Source organism: Corallococcus sp. M7, assembly GCF_054512695.1.
In genome coordinates this window covers 4,447,337-4,470,569 of the sequence record NZ_CM137252.1, presented here as the reverse complement: position 1 = coordinate 4,470,569, position 23,233 = coordinate 4,447,337, and the positions used below count along the sequence as shown (strand labels likewise).

The 23,233-nt window shown below is 71.6% G+C and carries 8 protein-coding genes and 1 pseudogene; 5 read left to right on the top strand and 4 right to left on the bottom strand.

Going from position 1 to position 23,233, the window contains the following annotated elements:
• Nucleotides 1-2: 2 nt before the first annotated feature.
• Together ACX114_RS18185 and ACX114_RS18180 are read right to left on the bottom strand one after the other, a co-directional pair.
• Nucleotides 3-5,513 carry an acyltransferase domain-containing protein gene (locus ACX114_RS18185; RefSeq protein ID WP_459299409.1) on the bottom strand — a complete coding sequence of 1,837 codons (5,511 nt, stop codon included), beginning with the start codon at nucleotides 5,511-5,513 and terminating at the stop codon, nucleotides 3-5.
• Between the two features lie 243 nt (nucleotides 5,514-5,756).
• Nucleotides 5,757-6,332, bottom strand: a complete 576-nt coding sequence (locus ACX114_RS18180; RefSeq protein WP_459299407.1) for a carboxymuconolactone decarboxylase family protein — start codon at nucleotides 6,330-6,332, stop codon at nucleotides 5,757-5,759.
• A 278-nt stretch (nucleotides 6,333-6,610) separates the two neighbouring features.
• Between ACX114_RS18180 and ACX114_RS18175 the strand changes: the two genes are divergently transcribed.
• From ACX114_RS18175 to ACX114_RS18165, 3 genes are all read left to right on the top strand, one after another.
• On the top strand, nucleotides 6,611-7,162 hold the full coding sequence (locus tag ACX114_RS18175; protein WP_459299405.1) for a carboxymuconolactone decarboxylase family protein: 552 nt from the start codon (nucleotides 6,611-6,613) through the stop codon (nucleotides 7,160-7,162).
• Complete coding sequence (locus ACX114_RS18170; RefSeq protein WP_459299403.1) at nucleotides 7,159-7,635, top strand: redoxin domain-containing protein; 477 nt, start codon at nucleotides 7,159-7,161, stop codon at nucleotides 7,633-7,635. The genes ACX114_RS18175 and ACX114_RS18170 overlap by 4 nt, the downstream gene beginning before the upstream one ends.
• 86 nt (nucleotides 7,636-7,721) lie before the next feature.
• Nucleotides 7,722-8,363: an RNA polymerase sigma factor gene (locus ACX114_RS18165; protein ID WP_459299401.1), complete on the top strand. Its 642-nt coding sequence runs from the start codon at nucleotides 7,722-7,724 to the stop codon at nucleotides 8,361-8,363.
• 7 nt (nucleotides 8,364-8,370) lie between these two features.
• On the opposite strand, the gene ACX114_RS18160 is transcribed toward ACX114_RS18165, so the two are convergent.
• Nucleotides 8,371-9,393, bottom strand: coding sequence for an isopenicillin N synthase family dioxygenase (locus ACX114_RS18160; protein ID WP_459299399.1), 1,023 nt, complete (start codon nucleotides 9,391-9,393; stop codon nucleotides 8,371-8,373).
• Nucleotides 9,394-9,443: 50 nt separating this feature from the next.
• Here ACX114_RS18160 and ACX114_RS18155 point away from each other — a divergent pair, with 50 nt between their 5' ends.
• On the top strand, nucleotides 9,444-10,496 hold the full coding sequence (locus ACX114_RS18155; protein ID WP_459299397.1) for an oxidoreductase: 1,053 nt from the start codon (nucleotides 9,444-9,446) through the stop codon (nucleotides 10,494-10,496).
• Nucleotides 10,497-10,500: 4 nt separating this feature from the next.
• Here ACX114_RS18155 and ACX114_RS18150 read toward each other — a convergent pair whose 3' ends face one another.
• Entirely contained in the window at nucleotides 10,501-10,974 is a 474-nt protein-coding gene (locus tag ACX114_RS18150) for a GNAT family N-acetyltransferase (RefSeq protein ID WP_459299395.1), read from the bottom strand.
• A gap of 285 nt (nucleotides 10,975-11,259) precedes the next feature.
• Here ACX114_RS18150 and ACX114_RS18145 point away from each other — a divergent pair.
• Nucleotides 11,260-23,148, top strand: a pseudogene (locus ACX114_RS18145) (non-ribosomal peptide synthase/polyketide synthase); the annotation flags it as partial.
• Nucleotides 23,149-23,233: the final 85 nt, after the last annotated feature.

The following is a 23,233-nucleotide window of genomic DNA, read 5'->3' as shown; positions in this document are numbered from 1 at the left end:
GGTCAGGACTCCTTGATGAGGTGGTGGACCTGGGCGAGCTCGGCCTCCAGCAGCCGCTCCAGCTCCAGGTCGGAAGGCAAGGCCGCGTCCACGGGCATGACGGGGGCGGCGGGCACGGGCGCGGGCGGCATGGCGCGCGCCGGAGCGGGCCGGGCCACGGGCGCGGACGGGGCCTGGCTCAGGACGAAGCCCGTCAGCGCCTCCACCGTGGGGTGGTTCCAGAGCGCGGTGGCGGACAGCCGGATGCCGGTGCGCGCCTCGATGCGGTTGCGCAGCTCCAGCGACATGACGGAGTCCATGCCCAGGGTGCGCAGCGGTTGATCCACGGGGACACGCGCCGGGGCCAGCTTGAGCACCGTGGCCACCACCTGCCGCAGTTCGTCCTCGGCGCGGGCCCGCCGCCGCGAGGGCTCCAGCGCGCCCAGCTCATCGAACAGCGTCCGGGACGCAGCGGCGGCCGGGCGGGCCTCGTCATTCCGGGCGACAGCGGGCCGCGCCACGTCGAGCACGCGGACCTTCAGCCCGTCGACGTGGAACAGGGGCTCGCCCGCGTCGGTGAACGCCACCACGTCCACCAGGAACACCGGCCCCTCGCCGCCCGGACGGCGCTGCGCGTGGACGTGGAAGGCCCCTTCCGGGAGGCGGTGGAGCGCGAACCCGTCCACCCCCACGCTGATGAGCTGCCGTCCCCGGAACACGAGGCTGGGCGGCAGCGTGGCGATGGAGAGCTGGAGCGCGGAGTCGATGCAGGCCACCCGGGCCAGCTCCAGGTCCACGGCGGTCGAGGGCGGAAGGATGCGCCCCAGCGCCTGCGCCTCGCGGGACCAGACGCAGTCCACGCCACGGAAGGCGCCGCGGTACTCCAGCCCGCAGCCCGCCAGCAGCTCGTAGTACCGCACGGAGTCCAGCAGCATCACCGCGGAGCCGCGCAGCGCGTCCCGGAGCGCCAGCGCCTCCTGCGCCCGCTCCCGCCCCATCGCCGCCGCCGGCCCCGCGTCCACCAGGGCCCGCGCGTGGGGAACCCACGTGCCGCCCTCGCCCTGGGAGAACACCTGGAGCTCGCGCTGCGCGTCGCGCACGGAGAGCACGGTCTGCACGCGCGGCGCGGGCTCGGAGCCCAGAATCAACGGCTGCGGGAAGGCGATGTCCCTCAGCGCCACGGGCGCGGTCCCCAGCGCCTCCTTCGCGGCCCGCAGCGCCATGGACAGGAAGACGGCGCCAGGAACCACGGCGTCACCGCCCACGCGGTGGTCGGCGAGGAAGCCGGACACGTCCGCGCCCCACCCGGCCTGCCAGTGGTGCAGCCGAGGCTCCACGGCGGACGGGAAGTGGCTACCCAGGAGCCCCTCGCCACTCGGGCGGCTGGCGGCGACGGGAGCACGGACCACGGGCGCTGTCTCCAGCCAGAAGCGCTCGCGCTGCCAGGGGTAGGAAGGCAGCGGCACCCCGGGGCGCCCCGCGCGGGTGATGGCGCTCCAGGCGGGCTCCAGTCCTCGCGTGTAGAGCGCCGCCATGGAGCGCAGCAGCGTCTCGCGCTCGGACTCGTTGCGCCGCAGCGACGGCAGCACCTCGCCCGGCTGGTCCACGTCGGCCAGCTCCTGCTCCACGGCGGGCAGCAGGATGGGATGCGGGCTCATCTCGATGAAGACGTCGTGCCCCGCCTCGCGCGCGCGCCGGACCGCCGAGGCGAAGAGGACGGGGTCGCGCAGGTTGCGCACCCAGTAGCCCGCGTCGAAGTCGCGGCCGTCCGTCACCGCGTCCAGGACCGTGGAGTGGATGGGCACCGCCGACGGCATGGGCCGCACTTCCGCCAGCACCTCCAGCAGCTCGGCCTTGAGCGCGTCCATTTGAGGGCTGTGGGAGGCGACATCCACCTTGACCCAGCGCCAGAAGACGCCGCGGGCCTGGAGCGCCTGGGAGATGACCTCCAGCGCCTGCGGCTGGCCCGACAGCACGGTGGAGCGGGAGCTGTTGCTCACGGCCACGGCGACCTGCGCCTCGTGGCCGCGCAGGACCTCCCGGGCCTCGTCCAGCGTGAGCTCCGCGGCGAGCATGGCGCCCTGCCCGCTCACCCGGCGGAGCAACTGGCTGCGGCGGCAGATGATCCGCGCGGCGTCCGCCAGGTTCAGCGCGCCCGCGACATACGCCGCCGCGACCTCGCCCATGCTGTGGCCGATGACCGCCTTCGGCCGCACGCCCCAGGAGCGCCAGAGCGCGGCCAGCGCCGCCTCCACGGCGAAGAGCACCGGCTGCACCACGTCCACCCGGGCCATCCGGGACGCGGACTCGGACGCCTCCAGCTCCTCCAGCACGGACCAGCCGGTGAGCGCGTGGATGGCGGCGTCGCACCGCCCGAGCTCCGCGCGGAAGACCGGCTCGTCACGCAAGAGCTGCCGCGCCATCCCGTGCCACTGCGAGCCCTGCCCCGGGAAGACGAACACCACCGAGGGCGCCTTCGCGAGCGCCGGGGTCACCAGCCGCTCATGGGGCTCGCCCCGGGCGAACGCGTCCAGCGCCTGGGCCACGTCCTCCGTTCCCCGAGCGACCACCGCCAGCCGCTCCGCGTGGTGCGTCCGGCGCAGCGCGGCCGTGGCGGCGACGTCCTCCACCTGAGTCCAGGGCGCCTGGCGAAGCGTCCCGGCCATGCGCGCCGCCAGCTCCCGGAGCGCCTGCGGGGTATGGGCGGACAGCGGCACCAGCGCGTCGCGGGCGGCGGGGGGGGCCGCCCCCGCGCATCCCAGCCGGAACAGCGTGGCGCGCGCTTCGTACAGGGCCAGCCGCTCGTCCTCGTCCCGCGTGGTGGACGGCAGGACGACAGGCGGCGGCTGCCGGCCCTCGGCGGCCTGCTGCAGGGCGCCCACCAGCACGGGGTGCGGGCTGAGCTCCACCAGCGCGTCCACGCCGTCCGCCACCAGCGACTCAAGCACCGGGGCCAGCCACACCGGCGTGCGCAGGTTCTGGCCGAAGTAGCGCCCGTCCACGTCCGGCCCCTCCATCCGCCGCCGCAGCGCGGTGGAGATCATCGGCAGGCGCGCGGGCTTCGGGCGCAGCCCGGCGAGCACCGCCTCCAGCTCCGGGAGGATCTCGTCGATCTGCGGGCTGTGCGCGGCGACGTTCACGCGGATCCGCGCGCACAGCTCCTTGCGGCGCTTCAGCTCCGCGAGGAGCGCGTCGAGCGCGGCCGGGTCGCCGGACAGCACGGTGGACCGGGGGCCGTTGTGGCCGGCCAGCACCACCGCCCCATTCGTGGCCTCCAGCAGCCCGGTCAGCGCGTCGGGCGGCAGGTTGACCACGGCCATGCCGCCCCGGTCCGCCAGCAGCTTCTGCAGGCGGCTGTAGTGGTGGATGACGAGCGCCGCCTCCTCCAGGTCCAGGATGCCCGCGATGTGCGCGGCGGCGATCTCCCCCAGGCTGTGCCCCACCACGACGTCCGGGGTGATGCCCCAGGCGCGCCACTGCTCCGCCAGGGCCACCTGGAACGCGAAGAGGAGCGGCTGCACCACGTCCACGTCGTCGTAGCGGGCGACGCCCTCCGCCTTGAACAGCTCCTCCCGGAGCGACTGGCCGGAGTGGACCGCCAGCGCCGCGTCCACACGCTCGAAGGCCGCGCGGAAGGCGTCCTCCGTGAGCAGCATGCGCCGGCCCATGCCCACCCACTGGCCGCCCTGCGGCGCGCAGACGAAGGCGACCTTCGGAGGCCTGCCAGGCGCCGTCCCCAGCGTCACCGTCCCCGCCACGCCGTCCAGGAACCCTCCCAGGCGCGCCTCCAGCTCGCCCCGGGTGCGCACGCACACGGTGAGCCGCTCCGGGCCGCTAGAAGCCTCCGGCGCCAGCGCCGCGTGGAGCGCGTCGAGCGGCATCCCGGACCGCAGGGCCTCCAGCGCGCGGCGGGCCTCGGCCTTCAGGCCCCCGGCATCGGGCGCCGCCAGCCCCACCCAGGCGAGCCGCGACGGAGGAGCCTCCTGGAGCACGACGTGGGCGTTGGTGCCGCCCCAGCCGAACGCGCTGACGCCCGCCACGGCCGGCCCGTCCTGCACCGGCCACGCCCGGGTCTCCCGCGAGACCTCCAGCCGGAGCTCCTCGAACGGGATGAGCGGGTTGGGCCGCGTGAAGTGGAGGCTGGGCACCACCGTGCGCTGCTCGACGCACAGGCAGGCCTTGAGGAAGCCGGCGATGCCCGCGGCCCCCTCCAGGTGCCCGATGTTGGTCTTCACCGAGCCGATGACCAGCGGAGGGCCCTCTCCGCGCGCCTTCGCGAACACGGCCCCGAGCGCGCCCGCTTCGATGGGGTCTCCCAGCGCCGTCCCCGTGCCGTGCGTCTCCACGTAGCCCACCGCGCCGGGAGCCACGCCCGAGCGCGCGAGGACCTGCCGCACGAGCTTCTCCTGGGCCTCCGGGTTGGGCGCCGTGAGGCCGTTGCTCGGCCCATCGTTGTTGCTGCCCGTGGCGCGGATGACGCAGCGGATGGTGTCGCCCGCGGCGAGCGCGGCGGAGAGCGGCTTGAGGACCACCACGCCCCCGCCCTCTCCGCGCCCGAAGCCGTCCGCGCTCGCGTCGAAGGCCTTGCACAGGCCGTCCGGCGACAGGCCGCCGAAGCGGGACAGCGCCACCATGGTGTGCGGCGAGGCCATCACGCTGACGCCGCCGACGATGGCCGTGGTGCTCTCCCCCGCCCACAGGCTCTGGCAGGCCAGGTGGACCGCCACCAGCGACGACGAGCACGCCGTGTCGATGACGAGGCTGGGCCCCTGGAGGCCCAGCACGTACGACAGCCGGTTGGCGATCATGTTGAGCGCCTGCCCGGTGGCCGTATGCGGCGTGATGCGCCCCGGCTCCGCGCCGCCCAGCTCCGCGTAGTCCCGCCAGATGGCGCCGACGAACACGCCCGTCGCCGTCGCGTGCAGCTCGCGCGGGACGATGCCCGCGTCCTCGAGCGCCTCCCACGCCAGCTCCAGGAACAGGCGCTGCTGCGGATCCATCTCCGCCGCCTCACGCGGGGAGATGCCGAAGAACAGCGGATCGAACATCGCGATGTCCGGCAGGAACCCGGCGCGGCGCGGCACGGGCGCGCTGGCCCCGCCAGCATCCGCCTGCTGCAACCGCCCGTCCGTCCAGCGCCCGGCGGGGACCTCCGACACCGCGTCGCGTCCGGTGCGCAGCAGCTCCCAGAACGCGGTGAGGTCCGGCGCGCCCGGAAGGCGGCAGGCCATGCCCACCACCGCGATGGGCTCGTCGCGGGCCACGGAAGGTCCGGCGGCCTCCACGACAGCCGCGGCGTCCGCATCCCCCGTGGCCAGGTGCCGCATCAGCGCGTCCACGCTGGCGTGGCGCCAGAAGACGGTGGGAGACACGTCGCGTCCCGCCAGCTCCGTCAGCGCCCTTCCGAGCGCCACCGCGCCCAGCGAGTCCAGGCCGTAGTGGCTGAAGGGCCGGCGGGAGTCGATCTGATCCGGCGACAGGCCGTTGCGGCGCGCCAATGCCTCCAGCAGGTGGGACCTGATCGCGGACAGCACGGAGGCATCCGTGACAGGAGCAGAGTTCGTCGGCGCACCCAAGGCAGTTCCCCCAGTCAGCCCTTCCCCAAGGGCTCGGTTTCCACGTCAGCGCAGGGCAGACCCCGCCCGCGCTTGAAGCCACTCAAGACATGACAAGACCGTCACCGCGAACGCGGACTCGCGCGCCAGCGCGAAGAGCCTGGGCGCGAAACATCGGATGTCTGGGAGGAAGCCCCGGGGCGTTGCCCGGGGCCCCGGGCACTACGCCGTGCGCGCCGCCGCCCCGGCCGGGCGGGTCCACGCGAATTCCTTCAGCGCCGGCTCCAGCTCCACGCCGCCCAGGTGGTTCGCGTAGTTCACCAGCACCTGCTGGGAGAGGGCGAGGATGACGTCGAGCGCGTTGGCGTTCGTGAAGCCCTGGGCCGTGAACCGGCTCCAGAGGTCGTCTCCCACGTACCCCTTCTCACGGACCACCGTCCGGGTGAACTCCGCGAGCACCTCCAGCCGCGGATCCGGCAGCGTCGTCCCCGACCGGAGCGCGGCCACGAGCGCATCCGGGACCTGGAGCTTGCGACACAAGAAGGTGTGGAAGGCCATGCAGTACGAACAGTCGTTCTCCCAGCCGATGGTCATGATGACCACCTCGCGCTCCACCGGGCCCAGGGAGGACTGCGCCAGCAGCGGCCCCATCTGCGCGAAGGCCTGCGTCACACCGGGCGACTCCGCGATGAGCCCCAGCAGGTTCGAACGGAAACCGGCGGACTTCTCCACCGCGGCCAGCACCGGACGGGACTGCTCCGGCGCGCTCTCAATCGTATGAATCCTCAGTCGCCCCAAGACTCATCCTCCCCACGAATTGGAATGTTGGATTCAATTGACAATGCCACCGTAAGAAATGCGTTTCAACAAAGAATTGCATTCATTTGGATTCTCTCTATGCGCCATTTATGGCTGATTTATGGGGATTTTCTGTATGATTATCACCCCAAAAAACACCAGTAGTTTCAAGCACTTGAGAAAATTCAGGAAGAATCGACTGGTCCGGCGTAACGCCGGCCAGGGGTCGCGACCTTAATCACTGGCAAGCCGCAATCATGCGGCCTCAGGAGTTCTCAATGTCCCGTCTGAACCTTGTCGACGCTTCGCACGCCACGCTCAAACCCATCAAGGAGAAGCTGGGCGCCAACCTTCCTCCGCCGGTCCGGGTGCTCGCCAATTCGCCCGCGGCGATGAGCGCCTTCTTCGCGCTGCACGGGACGCTGGGCCAGGGCCAGTTGACGCCGCGCGTCCGTGAGCAGATCGCGCTCGCGGTGGGCAACGCGCAGGGCTGCCGCTACTGCGTCTCGCACCACACCGCGCTGGGCCGCAAGACGGGCCTCTCGGATCTGGAGCTGGATCAGGCGCGCTCTGGCAAGGCGCCGGACGCCAAGGTGGAGGCGGCGCTCCAGTTCTCCCGGCAGATCGCGGCGCGCCGCGGCGCGGTGACGGACGCGGAGCTGGCGGCGGTGCGCGCCGCGGGCTGGACCGACGGCGACGTGGTGGAGATCCTGGCGCAGGTCGTCGCCACCACCTTCGGCAACTACCTCAACCACCTGGCCCAGACGGAGATCGACATCCCGCCCGTGGACCTGGTCCCGGCGGCGGTCATCGACGGAATCCACGCGTGACAGCGACCTTCGAGCCCGGGGCCCGCTTTCCCGACCTGGAGTTGCGGGACGGGACGGGCAAGCCCACGCGGCTGGCCGAGGCCATGGGCGGCGAGGCGGCGGTGGTGTTCTTCCTCCGCAACGCCGCCTGTCCGGTGTGCCGCAACCACCTGAAGACGCTGGCGAAGCGCCAGGGTGACATCGCGGCGAACCAGGCGAAGGTGATCTCGGTCATCCCGGACGGTCCCGAGGAAGCGCGGGAGCTGTCCACCTGGCTGGGGCTGCCGGTGCCGGTGCTGACCAGCGGCTCGGGCACGCACGCGGAAGCAGGCCTGGAGCCGATCCTCTGGGGCAAGCTCCAGCCGAGCGGCACCGTGCTGCTGGCCCCCTCCCGGGAGGTCGTCTACGGGAGGCAGTCCGCCCTGCCGCCGCTGGGCTTCAACGAGAAGGAACTGATGACCGCGCTCGCACGCGGAGCGCATCGCCCCGCCTAGACGACGCAAGTCGTCATGCGTCATCCGGGTCTTCCGGCCTTCCCCCTTCGGCGGCTTTCGCCGAAGGGGGTTAGGATGGCGGAGCCATGCCTGATGACAGCTCCCCGGATGCCGCCACCGAACGCGCCCAGTTCCTCTCCTGGATCACCCTGCTCGTCCACCAGCACCGCGCGCGCCTGGTGACGGCCGCGAGGCGCCGGGGTCTGCCTCCCGAGGACGCGCTCGACTGCGTCCAGGACGCCTTCGTCACCTTCCTGAAGATGCCGGAGGCCACGACCCTGTCGGCCCGCTCCGCCGAGGTCGAGCGCCTGCTGTCCACGCTGGTGGCCCACGCCGCGCTGAACCAGCGGCGCAAGCTGGCGCGCCGGGCGCTGCCGACCGACATCGAGCTGTCCGACGTGGCTTCCGACCTGCCCTCGGCGGACACGCTGGTGGCGGAGGCGGAGGCGCGGGTGAGCCTGGTGCGCTGCGTCCAGCAACTGTCTCAGATGCAGCAGGCCGTCATCCGCCTCCGGCTCCTGGACGAGCGTCCAGGCGAGGAGGTCTCCACGCTGCTGGAGATCTCGCCGGAGAACGCGCGCATCCTGCTGTTCCGCGCGCGCCAGCGCCTGCGGGAGTGCCTGGTGCTGGCGATGAAGGACCCGGGGCCGCCCGACATGGCCGCCGCGGAGACCGCGCCCCAGTCCCTACAGGACACCGCCGCGGCCCAGCGCCTCAGGCACTCCTGAGCGGGCGCTACAGCACCTCGGCGCCCAGGTCGGGGAACACCTTCCCCACCTTGCCGAGCAGGTAGTCCCCGTAGGTGCCCTGGAAGGCGTGGACGCTCCGCCGGTCCCACCGCTCCGCGTGGTCGTCCGCGCCCGCGTCCTTCAGGGCGGGCGAGTCGATGGCGCGCACCTCCGCCGTCCAGTCCGGATCGAAGAAGAACGGCAGCGACAGCCGGTCGCGGCCGGCGCGGTTGAGCACCCGGTGCGGCGTGGAGCGGTACACGCCGCGCGTCATCCGGTCGAGCATGTCGCCGATGTTGCACACGAACGCGTCCTCCACCGGCGGCGCGTCCACCCAGCGAGTGTGCCCGTCCTGGCGCGTCTTCACCTGGAGCCCGCCCGCGTCGTCCTGCTTGAGGATGGTGAGCACGCCGTAGTCGGTGTGCTCGCCCACGCCCCACACCGGCAGGCCCTGCGCGTCCACCTCCGGGCCTGGCGGGTAGTTGAAGATGCGGAAGAGCACGGTCGGATCCGCCATGTACCGGGTGGCGAAGAAGTCCGGCTCCAGTTCCAGGCTGAGCGCGATGCCGGACATCAGCGCGTGTCCCAGCGACGTCAGCGCCGCCATGTACGCCAGCACCGCGCCGCCCAGCTCCACCGGCTCCCGGGGGAACAGGTTCGCTCCGTGCAGCGGGGTGCCGGCGCGCACGCGCGGATCGTCCGGCGGCAGCTCCGTGCCGAAGTACAACCCCTCCTTGCGGTCCGGCCGGCCCGAGGTGAGCTCCCCGCCCACGGGGAAGAAGCCCCGCCACGCCCTGCCCCCGAGCGCCATGCGCACCCGCTGCTTCTCCTCCTGCGGCCGCGCGAAGAAGTCCCGAGCCAGCGCCTCCAACCGGGTCTGAAGCCCCACGTCCACGCCATGGCCCACGACGTAGAAGAAGCCGGTGTTCCGGCAGGCCGCGCCCATGCGAGCGGCGACCTCCCTTCGGGCCTGGAGGCTCGACGCGGGGTCGACGAGGGCTCGGACGTCGATGAGGGGCACGGTGTCCATGGCGCGGACTCTAGCCAGACCGGGGCCCCTTCCCGCTACCCTCGCGGTCCATGACCTCCGCTCGCGTCCCTGGCTCCCCGCTGCGGGTGGGCCTCCTTGGCTATGGCCTGTCCGGCTCGCGCTTCCATGGGCCCCTCATCGCCGCGGAACCCGCCTTCGTCCTGGCCGCCGTGGCGTCGAGCCGCACGGAGGCCGTGGCCCGTGACTGGCCGGGCGTCCGCACGGGAACCGTGGAGTCACTGCTGGCGGATCCAGACCTGGACGTGCTCGTCGTGTGCACGCCCAACGCGGCGCATGCCTCGCTCACGGAACAGGCGCTTCGCGCGGGCAAGCACGTGGTGGTGGAGAAGCCCTTCACGCTGGACGCGGACGAGGCGCTGCGGCTGGACGCGCTCGCGAAGGAGCGAGGGCTCTGCCTCACCGTGTTCCACAACCGGCGCTGGGACGGTGACTTCCTCACCGTGCGGCATTTGCTGGAGCAGGGACGGCTGGGGACACTCTACAGCCTGGAGAGCCACTTCGACCGCCTCCGGCCGCAGGTGAAGGATCGCTGGAAGGAGCAGGACGTGCCCGGCGGTGGGACGCTCTGGGACTTGGGCTCGCACCTCGTCGACCAGGCCGTGCAGCTCTTCGGCCTGCCAGAGTCGGTGGTAGCGGACCTGGGCCGGCAACGTCCGGGCGCGCGGGGCACGGACTGGTTCCACCTGGTGCTGCGCTACGGCGCGCTGCGCGTGGTGTTGCACTCCGGCTCCGTGGTGCACGCGCCGTGGCCCCGCTTCGTGTTGCAGGGCGACCGCGATGCGTACGTGAAGCACGCGCTGGATCCGCAGGAGGGACAGCTCGAAGCGGGCCTGCGTCCCGGCCATCCGGACTTCGGCCGCGAACCCCCGGAGCGCCACGGCCGGTTGCTGGCGTCGGGGGAAGTTGTCGCCACGGTCCCTGGAGACTACGGCCAGTTCTACCGGCAGCTCGGCGCCGCCATCCTCCACGGCGCACCGGTTCCCGTGACGGCGCTGAGCGCGAGCGAGACGGTTCGGGTCATCCAGGCCGCCATCCAGAGCGACGTGGAAGGCCGCCGCGTTCCGCTGCCTTCACGCGACTGAAGAATCAAAGCGTCTTCTCCAACACCCGGAACGTGGGCGACGCGTAGCCCGCGTGCGTCCCATGGGAATGGAAGACGTAGCCCTGGCGCGCGTACCACGCGTGGTGCGACGTGAGCGCGAGCCGCACCGACAGCCGCACGCGCGTCTGGCCCAACTCGCGCGCTCGGGACTCCACCGCTTCCATGAGGCGCAGCGACGCGCCCTGGCCCCGGTGCGAGGGCAGCACCGCGAGCCGGTCCAGGTACAGGTGATCCACCTTCGGGTGGAAGAACACGCAGCCGAAGAGGATGCCGTCGGACTCCGCGACGAAGGCGCCACCGTCCGACAACTCGCGCCGCACCACGGCCTCTGTCTTGTCGTGCGCGCTGGAGGGCGGATCCAGGCGTCCCCGGTATTCCTCGAAGGCGTCGCGCAGCACCTGGGTGATCCGCCCGGCGTCGGTGGGCACGGCTTCGCGGATCCGGAAGGGCTCGGGCATTCCCGAAGTCTAGTGGAAACGTCAGGCGCGAGCGTTTCACCACCACGGTGAAACACCGCTGAAACATGTCACCAGAGACCGGGCGTGGAGCCGAATTCCCGCTCTGTGCCCACCGCCCGCACGGCCGCGCTTCAGAGCGGGCTGACAGCCAGGCCCTCTCGCCCAAATCGCTGCGGGTGTGTCGGAGGGCCTGTCTACTATCCCGCGCGCTCGCGAGCCGGAGACCCCCCGTCACATCTCCTCCACGAGCGTTCGCGAGCCCCCCTCCCAAGGAGTCCCTGGCCCATGGCTTCCACCCCTGAGCAGAAGCGCGCGCGTCTTGCGGAACTGCTGCGCGAGAAGCGCCGCCCTACGTCCCGGGTCCCGGCGTCGTTCGGCCAGGAGCGCATGTGGTTCCAGGAGCGGCTGGCGCCCGGGCAGGCGGGATTGAACCTGCTCTTTTCGGTGCGATTGGAGGGACTGCTCGATGTGCCCTCGCTGGTGGGGAGCCTGAACGAAGTGGCGCGCCGCCACGCGGTGCTGCGCACCACCTTCGTGGAGCAGGACGGACGGCCGTGGCAGCGCATCGCGCCGGAGCTGGAGGTGCCCCTACCCGTGGTGCCCGTGGCGGATGCCGCGGAGGCCTGGCGCAGGTTGCACGAAGAGGCTCGCGCGCCGTTCGACCTGGAGCAGGGGCCGCTGCTGCGCGCCGTGCTCTTCGCCGTCTCCTCCACCGAACACCTGTTGCTGCTCGCGCTGCACCACACCGTGTCCGACGGCTGGTCCATGGGACTGCTGGTGCACGAACTGGGCGTCCTCTATGAGGCCCTGACTTCGGGCAGAACGCCGGAGCTGCCCGCGTTGGCGTTGCAGTACGCGGACTTCTCCGTGTGGCAGCGGGAGTCGTTGAAGGGCGAGGCGCTGGAGGCGTCGCTGGACGTGTGGCGCTCGCGGCTGGATGCGCGGGCGTTCCTGTCGCTGCCCACGGATCGGCCTCGCGCGGGAGGGGCGGACAGCCGGGGCGCGACCGTGTCCGCGATGTTGCCCGCGGCGCTGGTCCAGCGGCTCGCGGCCCTGGCGGCGCAGGAGGGCACCACCCTCTTCACGGTGTTGCTCGCGGGCTTCAACGTGTTGCTCCTGCGCTACTCCGGGCAGGACGACCTCACGGTCGGAACGCCCGTCGCCGGACGCTCGCGCGCGGAGCTGGAGCCGCTGGTCGGGTTGTTCGTCAACACGCTCGCGCTGCGCACATCGCTCGCGGGGGATCCGTCGTTCCGCTCGCTCATGGGCCGCGTGCAGGCGACGTCGGTGGAGGCCTTCGCGCACCAGGACGTGCCCTTCGAGAAGCTGGTGGAGGTGCTCCAGCCTCCGCGCCACCTGGACGTGCCGCCGTTCTTCCAGGTGATGTTCGTCCTGCAGAACACGCCCCTTCCGGCCGTGCGTCTGCCCGGGCTGTCGCTGGACGCGCAACTGGTAGACAGCGGCTTCGCGCAGTTCGACCTCACCCTCTTCGCCTTCGAACAGGCGGACGGCGTGCGCCTCACCGCCGAGTACCGCACCGCCCTCTTCGATGAGGCCACGATGGTGCGGCTGATGGGGCACCTGCGCGTCCTGCTGGAGGACGCCGTCTCCCGGCCGGATGCGCGCCTGTCGGAGCTGTCCCTCCTGGATGCGGCCGAGCGGCAGCGCGTGCTCCATGCGTGGAACGGGCCCCGGGAGGCGTTTCCTCGTGGGGTGCTGCTGCATCAGCTTGTGGAAGCGCAGGTCGCACGCACTCCGGACGCGGTGGCTGTCACTTTCGGAGAGACGGCGCTCACCTATGCGCAGCTGGATGCCCGGGCCAATCAGCTCGCGTGGCACCTGCGCTCCGTGGGTGTGGGGCCGGAGGTTCGCGTCGGGCTGATGCTGGAGCGGTCGCTGGAGCTGGTGGTGGCGCTGCTCGCGACGTTGAAGGCGGGAGGGGCGTACGTGCCGCTGGATCCGTCCCTGCCCGCGCAGCGGCTCGCGTGGATGTTCGAGGACGCCCGGCCCGCCGTGGTGCTCATCCAGGAGCGGCTGATGGCGCGGCTGCCGGATGGGAACGCCGTGCCGGTGCTCCGCCTGGACTCCCAGTGGGCGGAGGTGGCACGGCAGCCGTCCAGTGCGCCGCCGCCGGTGGCCTCCGAGGACGCGCTGGCGTACGTCATCTTCACCTCCGGCAGCACGGGGCGGCCGAAGGGCGCGATGAACGCGCACGCGGGCATCGTCAACCGGCTCCTGTGGATGCTGGGGACGCTGCCGCTGTCATCGGGCGATGCGGTGTTGCAGAAGACGCCGTTCAGCTTCGACGTGTCCGTGTGGGAGTTCTTCTGGCCGCTGATGACGGGGGCGCGGCTGGTGGTGTCTCGGCCCGGAGGACACCAGGAGCCGGACTATCTGGCGGACCTCATCGCGCGGGAGCGCATCACCGTCACGCACTTCGTGCCGTCCATGCTCCAGGCGTTCCTCGAAACACCCGGCCTGGAGCAGTGCGTGTCGCTGCGCCAGGTGGTGTGCAGCGGTGAAGCGCTGCCGCTGGAGCTGGCCGAACGGTGCCTGACACGGCTGCCCCATGTCCGGCTGCACAACCTCTATGGCCCCACCGAGGCCGCGGTGGAGGTCACCGCGTACGAGTGCGTCCGTGGCGAGCTGGGCCGTTCCGTGCCCATCGGGTATCCGGTGGCGAATACGGCGATCCGGCTGCTGGACGCTTCGCTGCGGCCGGTGCCCCAGGGTGTTCCCGGTGAGCTGTTCATCGGGGGCGTGCAGGTGGGCCGCGGGTATCTGGGCCGCCCGGACCTGACCGCGGAGCGCTTCATCCCGGATGCTTACAGCGACACGCCCGGGGCCCGGCTGTACCGCACGGGGGACCTCGCCCGGTGGCTGCCGGATGGCGCCATCGAGTACCTGGGACGAACCGACTTCCAGGTGAAGGTGCGCGGGCTTCGCATCGAGCTGGGAGAGATCGAGTCCGCGCTGGAGCAGCACCCGGCCGTGCGGCAGGCCGTCGTCGTGGCGCTCGCGGGCGTCACGGCGAGCGACACGCGGTTGGTGGCATATCTCGTCGGTGGGCCGGACGTTCCGGGGACGGAGGCCCTTCGGACGTTCCTCTCCGAGAAGCTTCCTGAGTACATGGTGCCCGGTGCCTTCGTCTCGATGGAGGCCCTGCCCCTGACGTCCAGCGGCAAGGTCGACCGCAGAGCGCTGCCCGTTCCCGAGGTCGCCTCGGCGGTGGCTCCGGAGTACGTGGCGCCGCGCACGCCCACGGAAGAGCGGCTGGCTTCGCTCTGGGCGGAGCTGCTGCGCGTCGAGCGCGTGGGCGTGCACGATGACTTCTTCGCGCTGGGAGGGCATTCGCTGCTCGCCACGCAGCTCCTTTCGCGCATCCGAGCGGCGCTTCGGGTGGAGCTGCCGCTGCGTGCGATCTTCAAGGCGTCCACGCTCGCGGCCCTGGCTTCGGCGCTGGACGAGGCTCAGAGCCGGAGTGAGGGACCCGGCGCGCCTCCGTTGCGGCCCGTGAGCCGGGAGGGCGAGCTTGCCCTGTCCTTCGCGCAGCAGCGCCTGTGGTTCCTGGAGCAGCTTCAGCCCGGTGGCGTCGCGTACAACCTGCCCGGGACCGTCCTGCTCGAAGGTGCGCTCCATGTTCCCGCGCTGCGGCAGGCCCTGGATGCGCTGGTCGAACGCCATGAAGTGCTGCGCACCACATTCGCCGCTGGAGCCCATGGGCCCGTCCAGCGCATCGCGCCTCCTGGAACCTGCCCGTTCGAAGTCGTGAGCCTGGATGACCTGCCATCGCCGCGCACGCATGAATCCCGGCCACGGGACGTCGTTGCGCGCGAAGCCCGGCTGAGGGACTTCGTCGCCGCGCAGGCGCAGCGGCCCTTCGACCTGGCGCGGGGCCCGCTCTTCCGCGCGGTGCTGGCGCGGCTGGAGGAGACGCGGCACGTGCTGCTCGTCCTCACGCATCACATCGCTTCGGACGGCTGGTCCACGGGCGTGCTCGTGCGCGAGCTGGTCGCCCTCTATCAGGCCTTCGCTTCCGGCCAGCGGCCTTCGCTTCCGCCACTTCCCATCCAGTACGCCGACTTCGCCGCGTGGCAGCGATCCTGGCTTCAGGGAGACGTGCTCACCTCGCAGCTTGCATGGTGGCGGGAGCAGCTCGCGGGTGCACCTCCGCTCCTGATGCTGCCCACGGACCGGCCTCGACCGGCGGTGCAGACGTTCTCGGGGGACTCGCTCCCGGTGCGGCTGTCCCGGAAGCTGACGGACGGCGTGCATGCCGTGGCCAGGCAGACGGGTGCCACTCCCTTCATGGTGCTGCTGGCCGCCTACCAACTGCTGCTGTCCCGGTATGCCGGACAGGACGACGTCAGCGTGGGCGCTCCGGTCGCGGGACGCACGCGCTCGGAGACGGAGGGGCTCATCGGCTTCTTCGTCAACACGCTGGTCTTGCGTGCGCGCATCGACCCGCGCGCTTCATTCCGGACGTTGCTCGCCCAGGTGCGCGCCACGACGCTCGGCGCCTTCGAACACCAGGATGTCCCCTTCGAGAAGCTGGTGGAGGAGCTCCAGCCCGAACGTGACCCGAGCCACACGCCGTTCTTCCAGGTCACCCTCACCCTCCAGAACGCGCCCACCGCGGAGTGGCGGCTGCCGGACGTCACGCTGCGTGAGCTGCCTCCTCCCTTCACGCCGTCGAAGTACGACTTCAGCCTCATCTTGGAGGAAACGCAGGACGGCTTCACCGGCAGCCTCCACTACAACACCGACCTCTTCGACCCGGCCTTCCTCCAAGCGTTGATGCAAGGCTACGCCTCGGTGCTGGAAGCACTTCCCGGACAGCTGGAGGTGCCGGTGGCGCGGCTGCCGCTCATGCCCACCGAGGCACGGCGTCAGGTGCTGGAGGACTGGAGCGGCGTCTCCGCCGTCAGGGACTTCTCCGCGCAGTCCATCCCGGTCCGCTTCGCGGAACAGGTCGCTCGTGCGCCGGACGCGGTGGCGCTCGTGTCCGAGTCCGGGAGCCTGACGTATGCACGGCTCGATGCGCGGGCGAACCAGCTCGCCCACCACCTTCGCGCCTCGGGTATCTCCGAGGGCAACCGCGTGGCCGTGCTGTTGCCGCGTTCGCCGGACCTCATCGTCTCGCTGCTGGCGGTGCTCAAGACCGGCGCGGCCTATGTGCCCATCGACCTGAACGCTCCGCCCGAGCGCTGGTCGCTCCTGTTGGAACAGTCCGGAGCGGGGATGGTCATCACGCTGGAGGCGCTCGCGGATGAGCTGCCGTCGTTGATGACTCCGCTGGTGCTGCTGGATGCGGAGGCGTCCCGGCTGGCTTCACGTCCGGAGACAGCGCCGCTGGTTCCGCTCACGACAGGCGACCGGCTGGCCTATGTCCTCTTCACCTCGGGCTCCACCGGGACGCCCAAGGGCGTCTGCGTTCCGCACCGCGCCGTGTCGCGGCTGGTGGTGGACACCGACTTCATGCGCTTCGGCCCGGAGGAGGTGGTCCTCCAACTCGCACCGGCCGCGTTCGATGCTTCGACGCTCGAAATCTGGGGAGCGTTGCTGCACGGGGCCCGGCTGGTGCTCGCGCCTCCGGGGGAGTTGTCCCTCGCGCGCATCGCGGAGGTGCTGACAGAGCATTGTGTCACCACGCTGTGGCTCACGGCCGCCCTCTTCGAACAGATGGCCGTGCACCATCCGGAGGCCCTCGCTTCCGTGGCGCAGGTACTGGCGGGAGGCGATGTGCTCCCGGCGTCCCGCGTGCGGGAACACCTGGCGCGGATGCGCCCGGGCACGGTGTTGATCAACGGCTACGGGCCCACCGAGAACACCACCTTCTCGGCCACGCACCGGATGCAGGCGGGCGACACCGTGGAGATTGCTGTTCCCATCGGGCGCCCGCTGCCCCACTCCACCGCCTACGTGCTGGATCCGGCGATGCGGCCCGTCCCCCCGGGCATGCCCGGGGAGTTGTACGTCGGCGGCGAGGGACTGGCGTGGGGCTACCTCCACCAGCCCGCCCTCACCGCCGAACGCTTCGTGCCCCACCCGTTCAGCACGACGCCGGGGGCACGGCTCTACCGCACGGGAGACAGGACGCGCTGGCGCGCGGACGGCACGTTGGACTTCCTGGGGCGCACCGACTTCCAGGTGAAGCTGCGGGGCTTCCGCATCGAACCGGGCGAGGTCGAAGCGGCCCTGCGTGGACTGCCGGGAGTGCACGAAGCCGTGGCCGTGGTGCGCGAGGACGTCGCTGGAGACAAGCGGCTGGTGGCCTACGTCGTCGGTGAGTCCCTGGACGGCAGGGCGCTGCGCTCGGAGCTTCAGCAGCGGCTTCCCGAGTACCTGATCCCCAGCGCCTTCGTGGTGCTGAACGCCTTGCCGCTCAACGCCAACGGCAAGCTGGACCGCTCCGCCCTGCCCGCTCCCGAGGCCCCCTCGGCCTTGGCGGACACGTACGTCGCGCCTCGCGACGCAGTGGAGGAACAGCTCGCCTCGCTCTTCGCGGAGGTGCTGCACGTTCCTCGCGTGGGCATCCACGATGACTTCTTCGACCTTGGGGGCCACTCCCTGCTGGCGACTCAGGTGGTGTCGCGCCTGCGCTCGACATCTGGCGTGGAGCTGCCCCTGGGTGACCTCTTCGCCGCGCCCACGGTGGAGACGCTCGCGGTCCGTGTGGCGGCCCTGCGCTCGCGGGAGGACTCCCGGCCGGGGACTCCGCTGCTCGTGGCCATGCCGCGCTCCGGTCCCGCGCCGCTGTCCTACGCGCAGCAGCGGCTGTGGTTCCTGGATCAACTCCAGCCCGGCAGCGCCTTCTACAACGTGCCCGGCATCCTGGTGCTCGATGGCGCGCTGGATGCCTCGGCGCTGGAGCGGTCCCTCCAGGCCCTGGTGCGCCGGCATGAAGTCCTGCGCACCACGTTCGTGTCCGACGGAGACTCGCCGGTCCAGCGTCTCCATGACGAAGCGACGCTCACGCTGTCCGTCGTCTCACTGGAGTCCCTCCCCGAGGACCGCCGTGAAGTGGAGGCGCACCGCCACGCTGCTTCCGAGGCATCGCGGCCCTTCAACCTGGGCACCGGACCTCTCGTGCGAGCCGTGTTGCTCCGGCTGGATTCACAGCGTCACTGGCTGCTGCTCACGCTGCACCACATCGTCTCCGACGGCTGGTCCATCGGCGTCTTCGCTCGCGAGCTGGGCGCACTCTATCGAGCCTTCGCTTCCGGTCAGTCGCCCGCGCTGCCTCCCCTGCCTCTGCAATACGCGGACTTCGCCCTCTGGCAGCGCTCGTGGCTTCAGGGAGACGTGCTCCAGGCGGAGCTGGAGTGGTGGCGGCGGGAGCTCGACGGCGCGCCCACCGCGCTGGAGCTGCCCACCGACCGGCCTCGCCCCGCCTCGCAGTCGTTCCGGGGGGCGTCGCTTCCCGTGGCGCTGTCTCCGGGCGTGTCCGACGCGGTGAAGGCCCTGGCGGCCCGTGAGGGCGCCACGCCGTTCATGGTGCTGCTCGCGGGCTTCCAGCTGCTGTTGTCGCGCTACACAGGCCAGGACGACGTGCTCGTGGGCTCCGCCATCGCCAACCGCAACCGCGCGGAGACGGAGGGGCTCATCGGCTTCTTCGTCAACACGCTGGTGCTGCGTGCGCGCATCGATCCACGGGCATCGTTCCGGACGCTGCTGGCCCGGGTGAAGGCGACGACGCTCGCGGCGTACGCGCACCAGGAGCTGCCCTTCGAGAAGCTGGTGGAGGGCATGCAGGGGGCTCGGGACCTGAGCCGGTCTCCGCTGTTCCAGGTGGCGTTCACCTTCCAGAACGCTCCCGTGGACGCGCTGGACCTCCCCGGCCTTCGCCTGGAGCTGCGCGGCGGGGAGATCACCACCGCGAAGTTCGACCTGGACTTCAGCCTCCAGGAGAAGGCCGGCGCGTTCAGCGGCGACCTGAACTTCAGCACCGACCTCTTCGACCCCGCCACCGTCACCCGGATGATGGCGCACTTCCAGGCGCTGCTCGGCGCGCTCACGGCCCGGCCCGATGCGCCCGTGCGGGAGCACTCGCTGCTCGACGGCGAGGAACGTCAGCGCGTGCTGATGGATTGGAATGCCACGCGGCGTCCGCTCGCGCCCCACACCGTGCCGGAGCTGTTCGCGGCCCAGGTGCTCCGTGCTCCGGAGGCCATCGCGGTCCAGCATGAAGGCCAGGTGCTCACCTACGCGGCGCTGGCGGAGCGGGCACGTCGGCTGGCCCGGCGCCTGCGCGCCTTCGGGCTCCCTCCGGAGGCTCGGGTCGCGCTGTGCGTGGAGCGAGGGCTGGAGCTGGTGGTGGGGATGCTCGGCATCCTGGAGGCGGGCGGCTGCTACGTGCCCATGGACCCTGCCTATCCGCGCTCCCGCCTCGCGTTCATGTTCGAGGACGCGGGCATCTCCGCGGTGGTCGGCCAGCGAGATCTGCTGAGCGCCCTTCCCGAGCACTCCCTGCCCACGGTGATCCTGGCGCCGGACGCGGAGGAACTGGCGCCAGCTTCCGTGGAAGTCACCGCGCGGCCGGAGCAACTGGCCTACGTGCTCTACACGTCCGGCTCCACGGGCACGCCCAAGGGCGTGGGCATCACGCACCAGTCCATCGTGCACCTGGTGCGGGACACGAACTACGTCCAGCTCGGGCCGGACGACTGCGTGGTGCAGGCGGGCACGCCTTCGTTCGACCTGGCCACCTTCGAGGTCTGGGGCGCGCTGCTCAACGGCGCGCGGCTCGTCATCCTGCCGCGTGAGGTGACGCTGGCTCCGGCGGAGCTGGCTCGCACGCTGCGCGAGGTGGGCGCCACCACGGCCCTGTTCGCCACGGCCCTGTTCCACACCGTCGCGCGTGAAGTGCCCGATGCCTTCGCCACGATGCGCACGGTCCTCTACGCCGGTGAGGCCGCGAACGTGGATGCGGCTCGCGCGGTGTTGCGCGCGGGGCCTCCGGGCCGGCTGGTGAACCTGTATGGCCCCACGGAGTCGACCGTGGGCGTCACCACGCACGACATCGTGGACCTTCCGGAGCACGCGACGTCGGTGCCCATCGGCCGGCCGATGACTCGGGTCCAGACGTACGTGCTGGATGCGCATGGGCAGCCCGTGCCCGTGGGCGTTCCGGGTGAGCTGTACCTGGGCGGTGATGGCCTGGCCCGGGGCTACCTGGGGCGCCCCGCGCTGACGGCGGAGCGCTTCGTGCCTTCACCGTTCGGAGACGTACCCGGTGCGCGGCTGTACCGCACGGGCGACCGGGTGCGCTGGCTCGCGGACGGGACGCTGGACTTCCTGGGCCGCATGGACACGCAGGTGAAGCTGCGCGGCTTCCGCATCGAACTGAGCGAGGTGGAGACCATCCTCCGGCAGCACCCCTCGGTGAAGGCCGCGGTGGCGGGAGTCATCGAGGATCGCCTCGTGGCGTGGTTCGTGCCGGGCGCGCCGGTGGAGGCAGCGGCGTTGCGCGCCTTCGTCTCCGAACGGCTGCCCGCGCCACTGGTGCCCTCCGCGTTCGTGTCGCTGGACGCACTGCCGCTCACGCCCGTGGGCAAGGTGGACCGCAAGGCGCTGCCCTCTCCAGATGCGCGCTCGGTCGCGGCCGGGCCGATGGCTCCGGAGCGGATGACGCTCTTCCAGCAGCGCATCGCCACGCTGTTCCAGGAGCTGCTCCGCCTGGAGTCCGTGGGGCTGCACGACGACTTCTTCGTCATCGGAGGCCATTCGCTGCTGGCCACGCAGCTCGTCTCGCGGCTGCGTTCGACGTTCGGCGTGGAGCTGCCGCTGCGTGCCCTCTTCGACGCGCCCACCGTTGCCCGGCTCACGGAGCGGGTGGAGGCGTCGCTCCTCTCGCGCGTGGAGGGACCGCGCATCCCGGCCCTCGTCGCCACGTCGCGGGACCGGGACCTGCCGGTGTCCTATGCGCAGCAGCGGCTGTGGGTGGTGGAACAGCTCCGCCCGGGCGGCAGCCACTACACCCTCGCCACCGCTCTGCGGCTGGACGGCGCGCTGGACGTGGAGGCGCTGCGCCGCGCCCTGGAGCTCGTCGTCTCCCGGCATGAAGCCCTGCGCACCACGTTCGCGATGAAGGACGGCCAGCCCGTCCAGCACGTGCACCCGGCGGGTGCGTGGGAGCTGCCGGTCACCGACCTGACCTCCCTGCCCCGGGAGTCCCGCGAGGCCGAGGCCCAGCGGCGCTCCTTGGACGAAGCCGCGCTGCCCTTCGACCTGGGCCGGGGGCCGGTGCTGCGCACGCGGCTGCTTCGCCTGGACGCACGGGAGCACCTGTTGCTCCTGTGCATGCACCACATCGTCTCCGATGGCTGGTCGCTGGGCGTGCTCGTCCGCGAGGTGGCCGGTGCCTACGAGGCCTTCGCTTCTGGCCGGACACCCGCGTTGCCGGCGCTGCCGGTGCAGCCCGTGGACTTCGCCGTGTGGCAGCGCTCCTGGCTCCAGGGTGACGTGCTGGCGCGGGAGGTGTCGTGGTGGAAGCAGCACCTCGCCGGGGCACCCCAGGTACTGGAGCTGCCCACGGACAAGGCGCGTCCACCGCTCCAGTCCACGAAGGGGGCGCTGCTTCCCGTGCACCTTCCGTCCTCGGGAGTGGAGCGGCTGATGGCGCTGGGCCGTTCGGAAGGCGCGACGCCGTACATGGCGCTGCTCGCGGTGTGGCAGGTGCTGCTGTCGCGATACTCGCGGCAGGAGGAGCTGCTGGTGGGCTCGCCCATCGCGGGCCGCGACCGTGCGGAGACCGAAGGCCTCATCGGCTTCTTCGTGAATACGCTGGTGCTGCGCGGACGCGTGCGTCCGGGGGACTCGTTCCGGACACTGCTCTCCCAGGTGCGGGCCACGGCGCTCGCCTCCTTCGAGCACCAGGACCTGCCGTTCGAGAAGCTGGTGGAGGAGCTGCACGTGGCTCGCGACCTGAGCCGCAACCCATTGGTGCAGACGGTGTTCGCGCTCCAGAACGCGCCCGCTGGGGAGCTGAAGGCACCGGGGCTCACGCTGCGGCCCGTGCCGGTGGACAACGCCACGGCCCGCTTCGACCTGGGGCTGTTGCTGCATGAGGCGCCGGACGGCCTGCGCGGCGTCATCGAATACAGCACGGACCTCTTCGAGCGCCCCACGGTGGAGCGGCTGGCCGGCCACCTGCGCACGTTGCTGGAGGCCGTCGTCGACGCTCCGGACGCTCCCCTGGCCCAGGTGGAGTGGCTCACGCCCGAGGAGCGCCAACAGGTGCTCACGGCGTGGAACGCCACCGGCGTGGACTACCCGCGTGAGTCGAACCTCGTGGAACGCTTCGCGCTCCAGGTCGCACAGCGTCCGGAGGCCATCGCCCTGGAATCGGGTGATGCGCGGCTGACGTATTCGCGGCTCGATGCTCGGGCGAATGCGCTGGCCTGGGTGCTGCGCTCGCAGGGCGTGGGGCCGGATGCGCTGGTCGCGGTGTGCCTGGAGCGCTCCGTGGAGCTCGTCGTCACGCTCCTGGCCATCCTCAAGGCGGGCGGGGCCTATGTCCCCCTGGATGCCGCTTATCCCGCGCGGCGACTGGCCCTCATGCTGGAGGACGCGCCGCCCCGGCTGCTCGTCACCACCCGCGCGCTGCGGGCCTCGCTGCCTGTCGCGGAGGGCGTGCCGTGCGTCTTCGTGGAGGAGACGCGCCTGGAGGACCCGCCCTCCACGGCTCCGGACGTGGCGCTCTCCTCGCGGAACCTCGCGTATGTGGACTTCACCTCCGGCAGCACCGGCCGCCCCAAGGGCGTCGCCGTGGAGCACCGGGGCGTGCTGCGGCTCCTGCACGGTGCCCCCTGGGCCCGCTTCACTCCGGACGAGACGTTCCTGCTGATAGCGCCGCTGTCCTTCGACGCGTCGACGTTGGAGCTGTGGGGGCCGCTGCTGTCTGGCGGCAGGCTCGTGGTCTTCCCGCCGCGGCCTCCCACGGACCTGGAGCTGCTGGGCCAGGTCATCCGCCGTCACGGCGTCACGTCGCTCTACCTGTCCGCGGGGTTGTTCGCGCAGGTGGTGGACGTGAAGCAGGAGGTTCTGCGCGGGCTGCGGCAGCTCTTCGTTGGCGGGGACGTCCTGTCCCCCACGCACACGCGCCGCGTGGTGGAGACGCTGGGCGTCCCGGTGGTCAACGGCTACGGTCCCACCGAGGCCACCGTCTTCACCTGCTGCCTCCGCATGGAGCGGCCCGAGGACGTCCCGGCCGAGTCGATTCCCATCGGCCTCCGCTGCCGAACACGCGGACGTTCGT

What these genes read in the sequence shown, in the direction of transcription:
- ACX114_RS18160 (WP_459299399.1), bottom strand. Translation starts at nt 9,393, where the DNA reads ATGGACACCGTGCCCCTCATCGACGTCCGAGCCCTCGTCGACCCCGCG.
- ACX114_RS18150 (WP_459299395.1), bottom strand. Translation starts at nt 10,974, where the DNA reads ATGCCCGAGCCCTTCCGGATCCGCGAAGCCGTGCCCACCGACGCCGGG.
- ACX114_RS18175 (WP_459299405.1), top strand. Translation starts at nt 6,611, where the DNA reads ATGTCCCGTCTGAACCTTGTCGACGCTTCGCACGCCACGCTCAAACCC.
- ACX114_RS18165 (WP_459299401.1), top strand. Translation starts at nt 7,722, where the DNA reads ATGCCTGATGACAGCTCCCCGGATGCCGCCACCGAACGCGCCCAGTTC.
- ACX114_RS18155 (WP_459299397.1), top strand. Translation starts at nt 9,444, where the DNA reads ATGACCTCCGCTCGCGTCCCTGGCTCCCCGCTGCGGGTGGGCCTCCTT.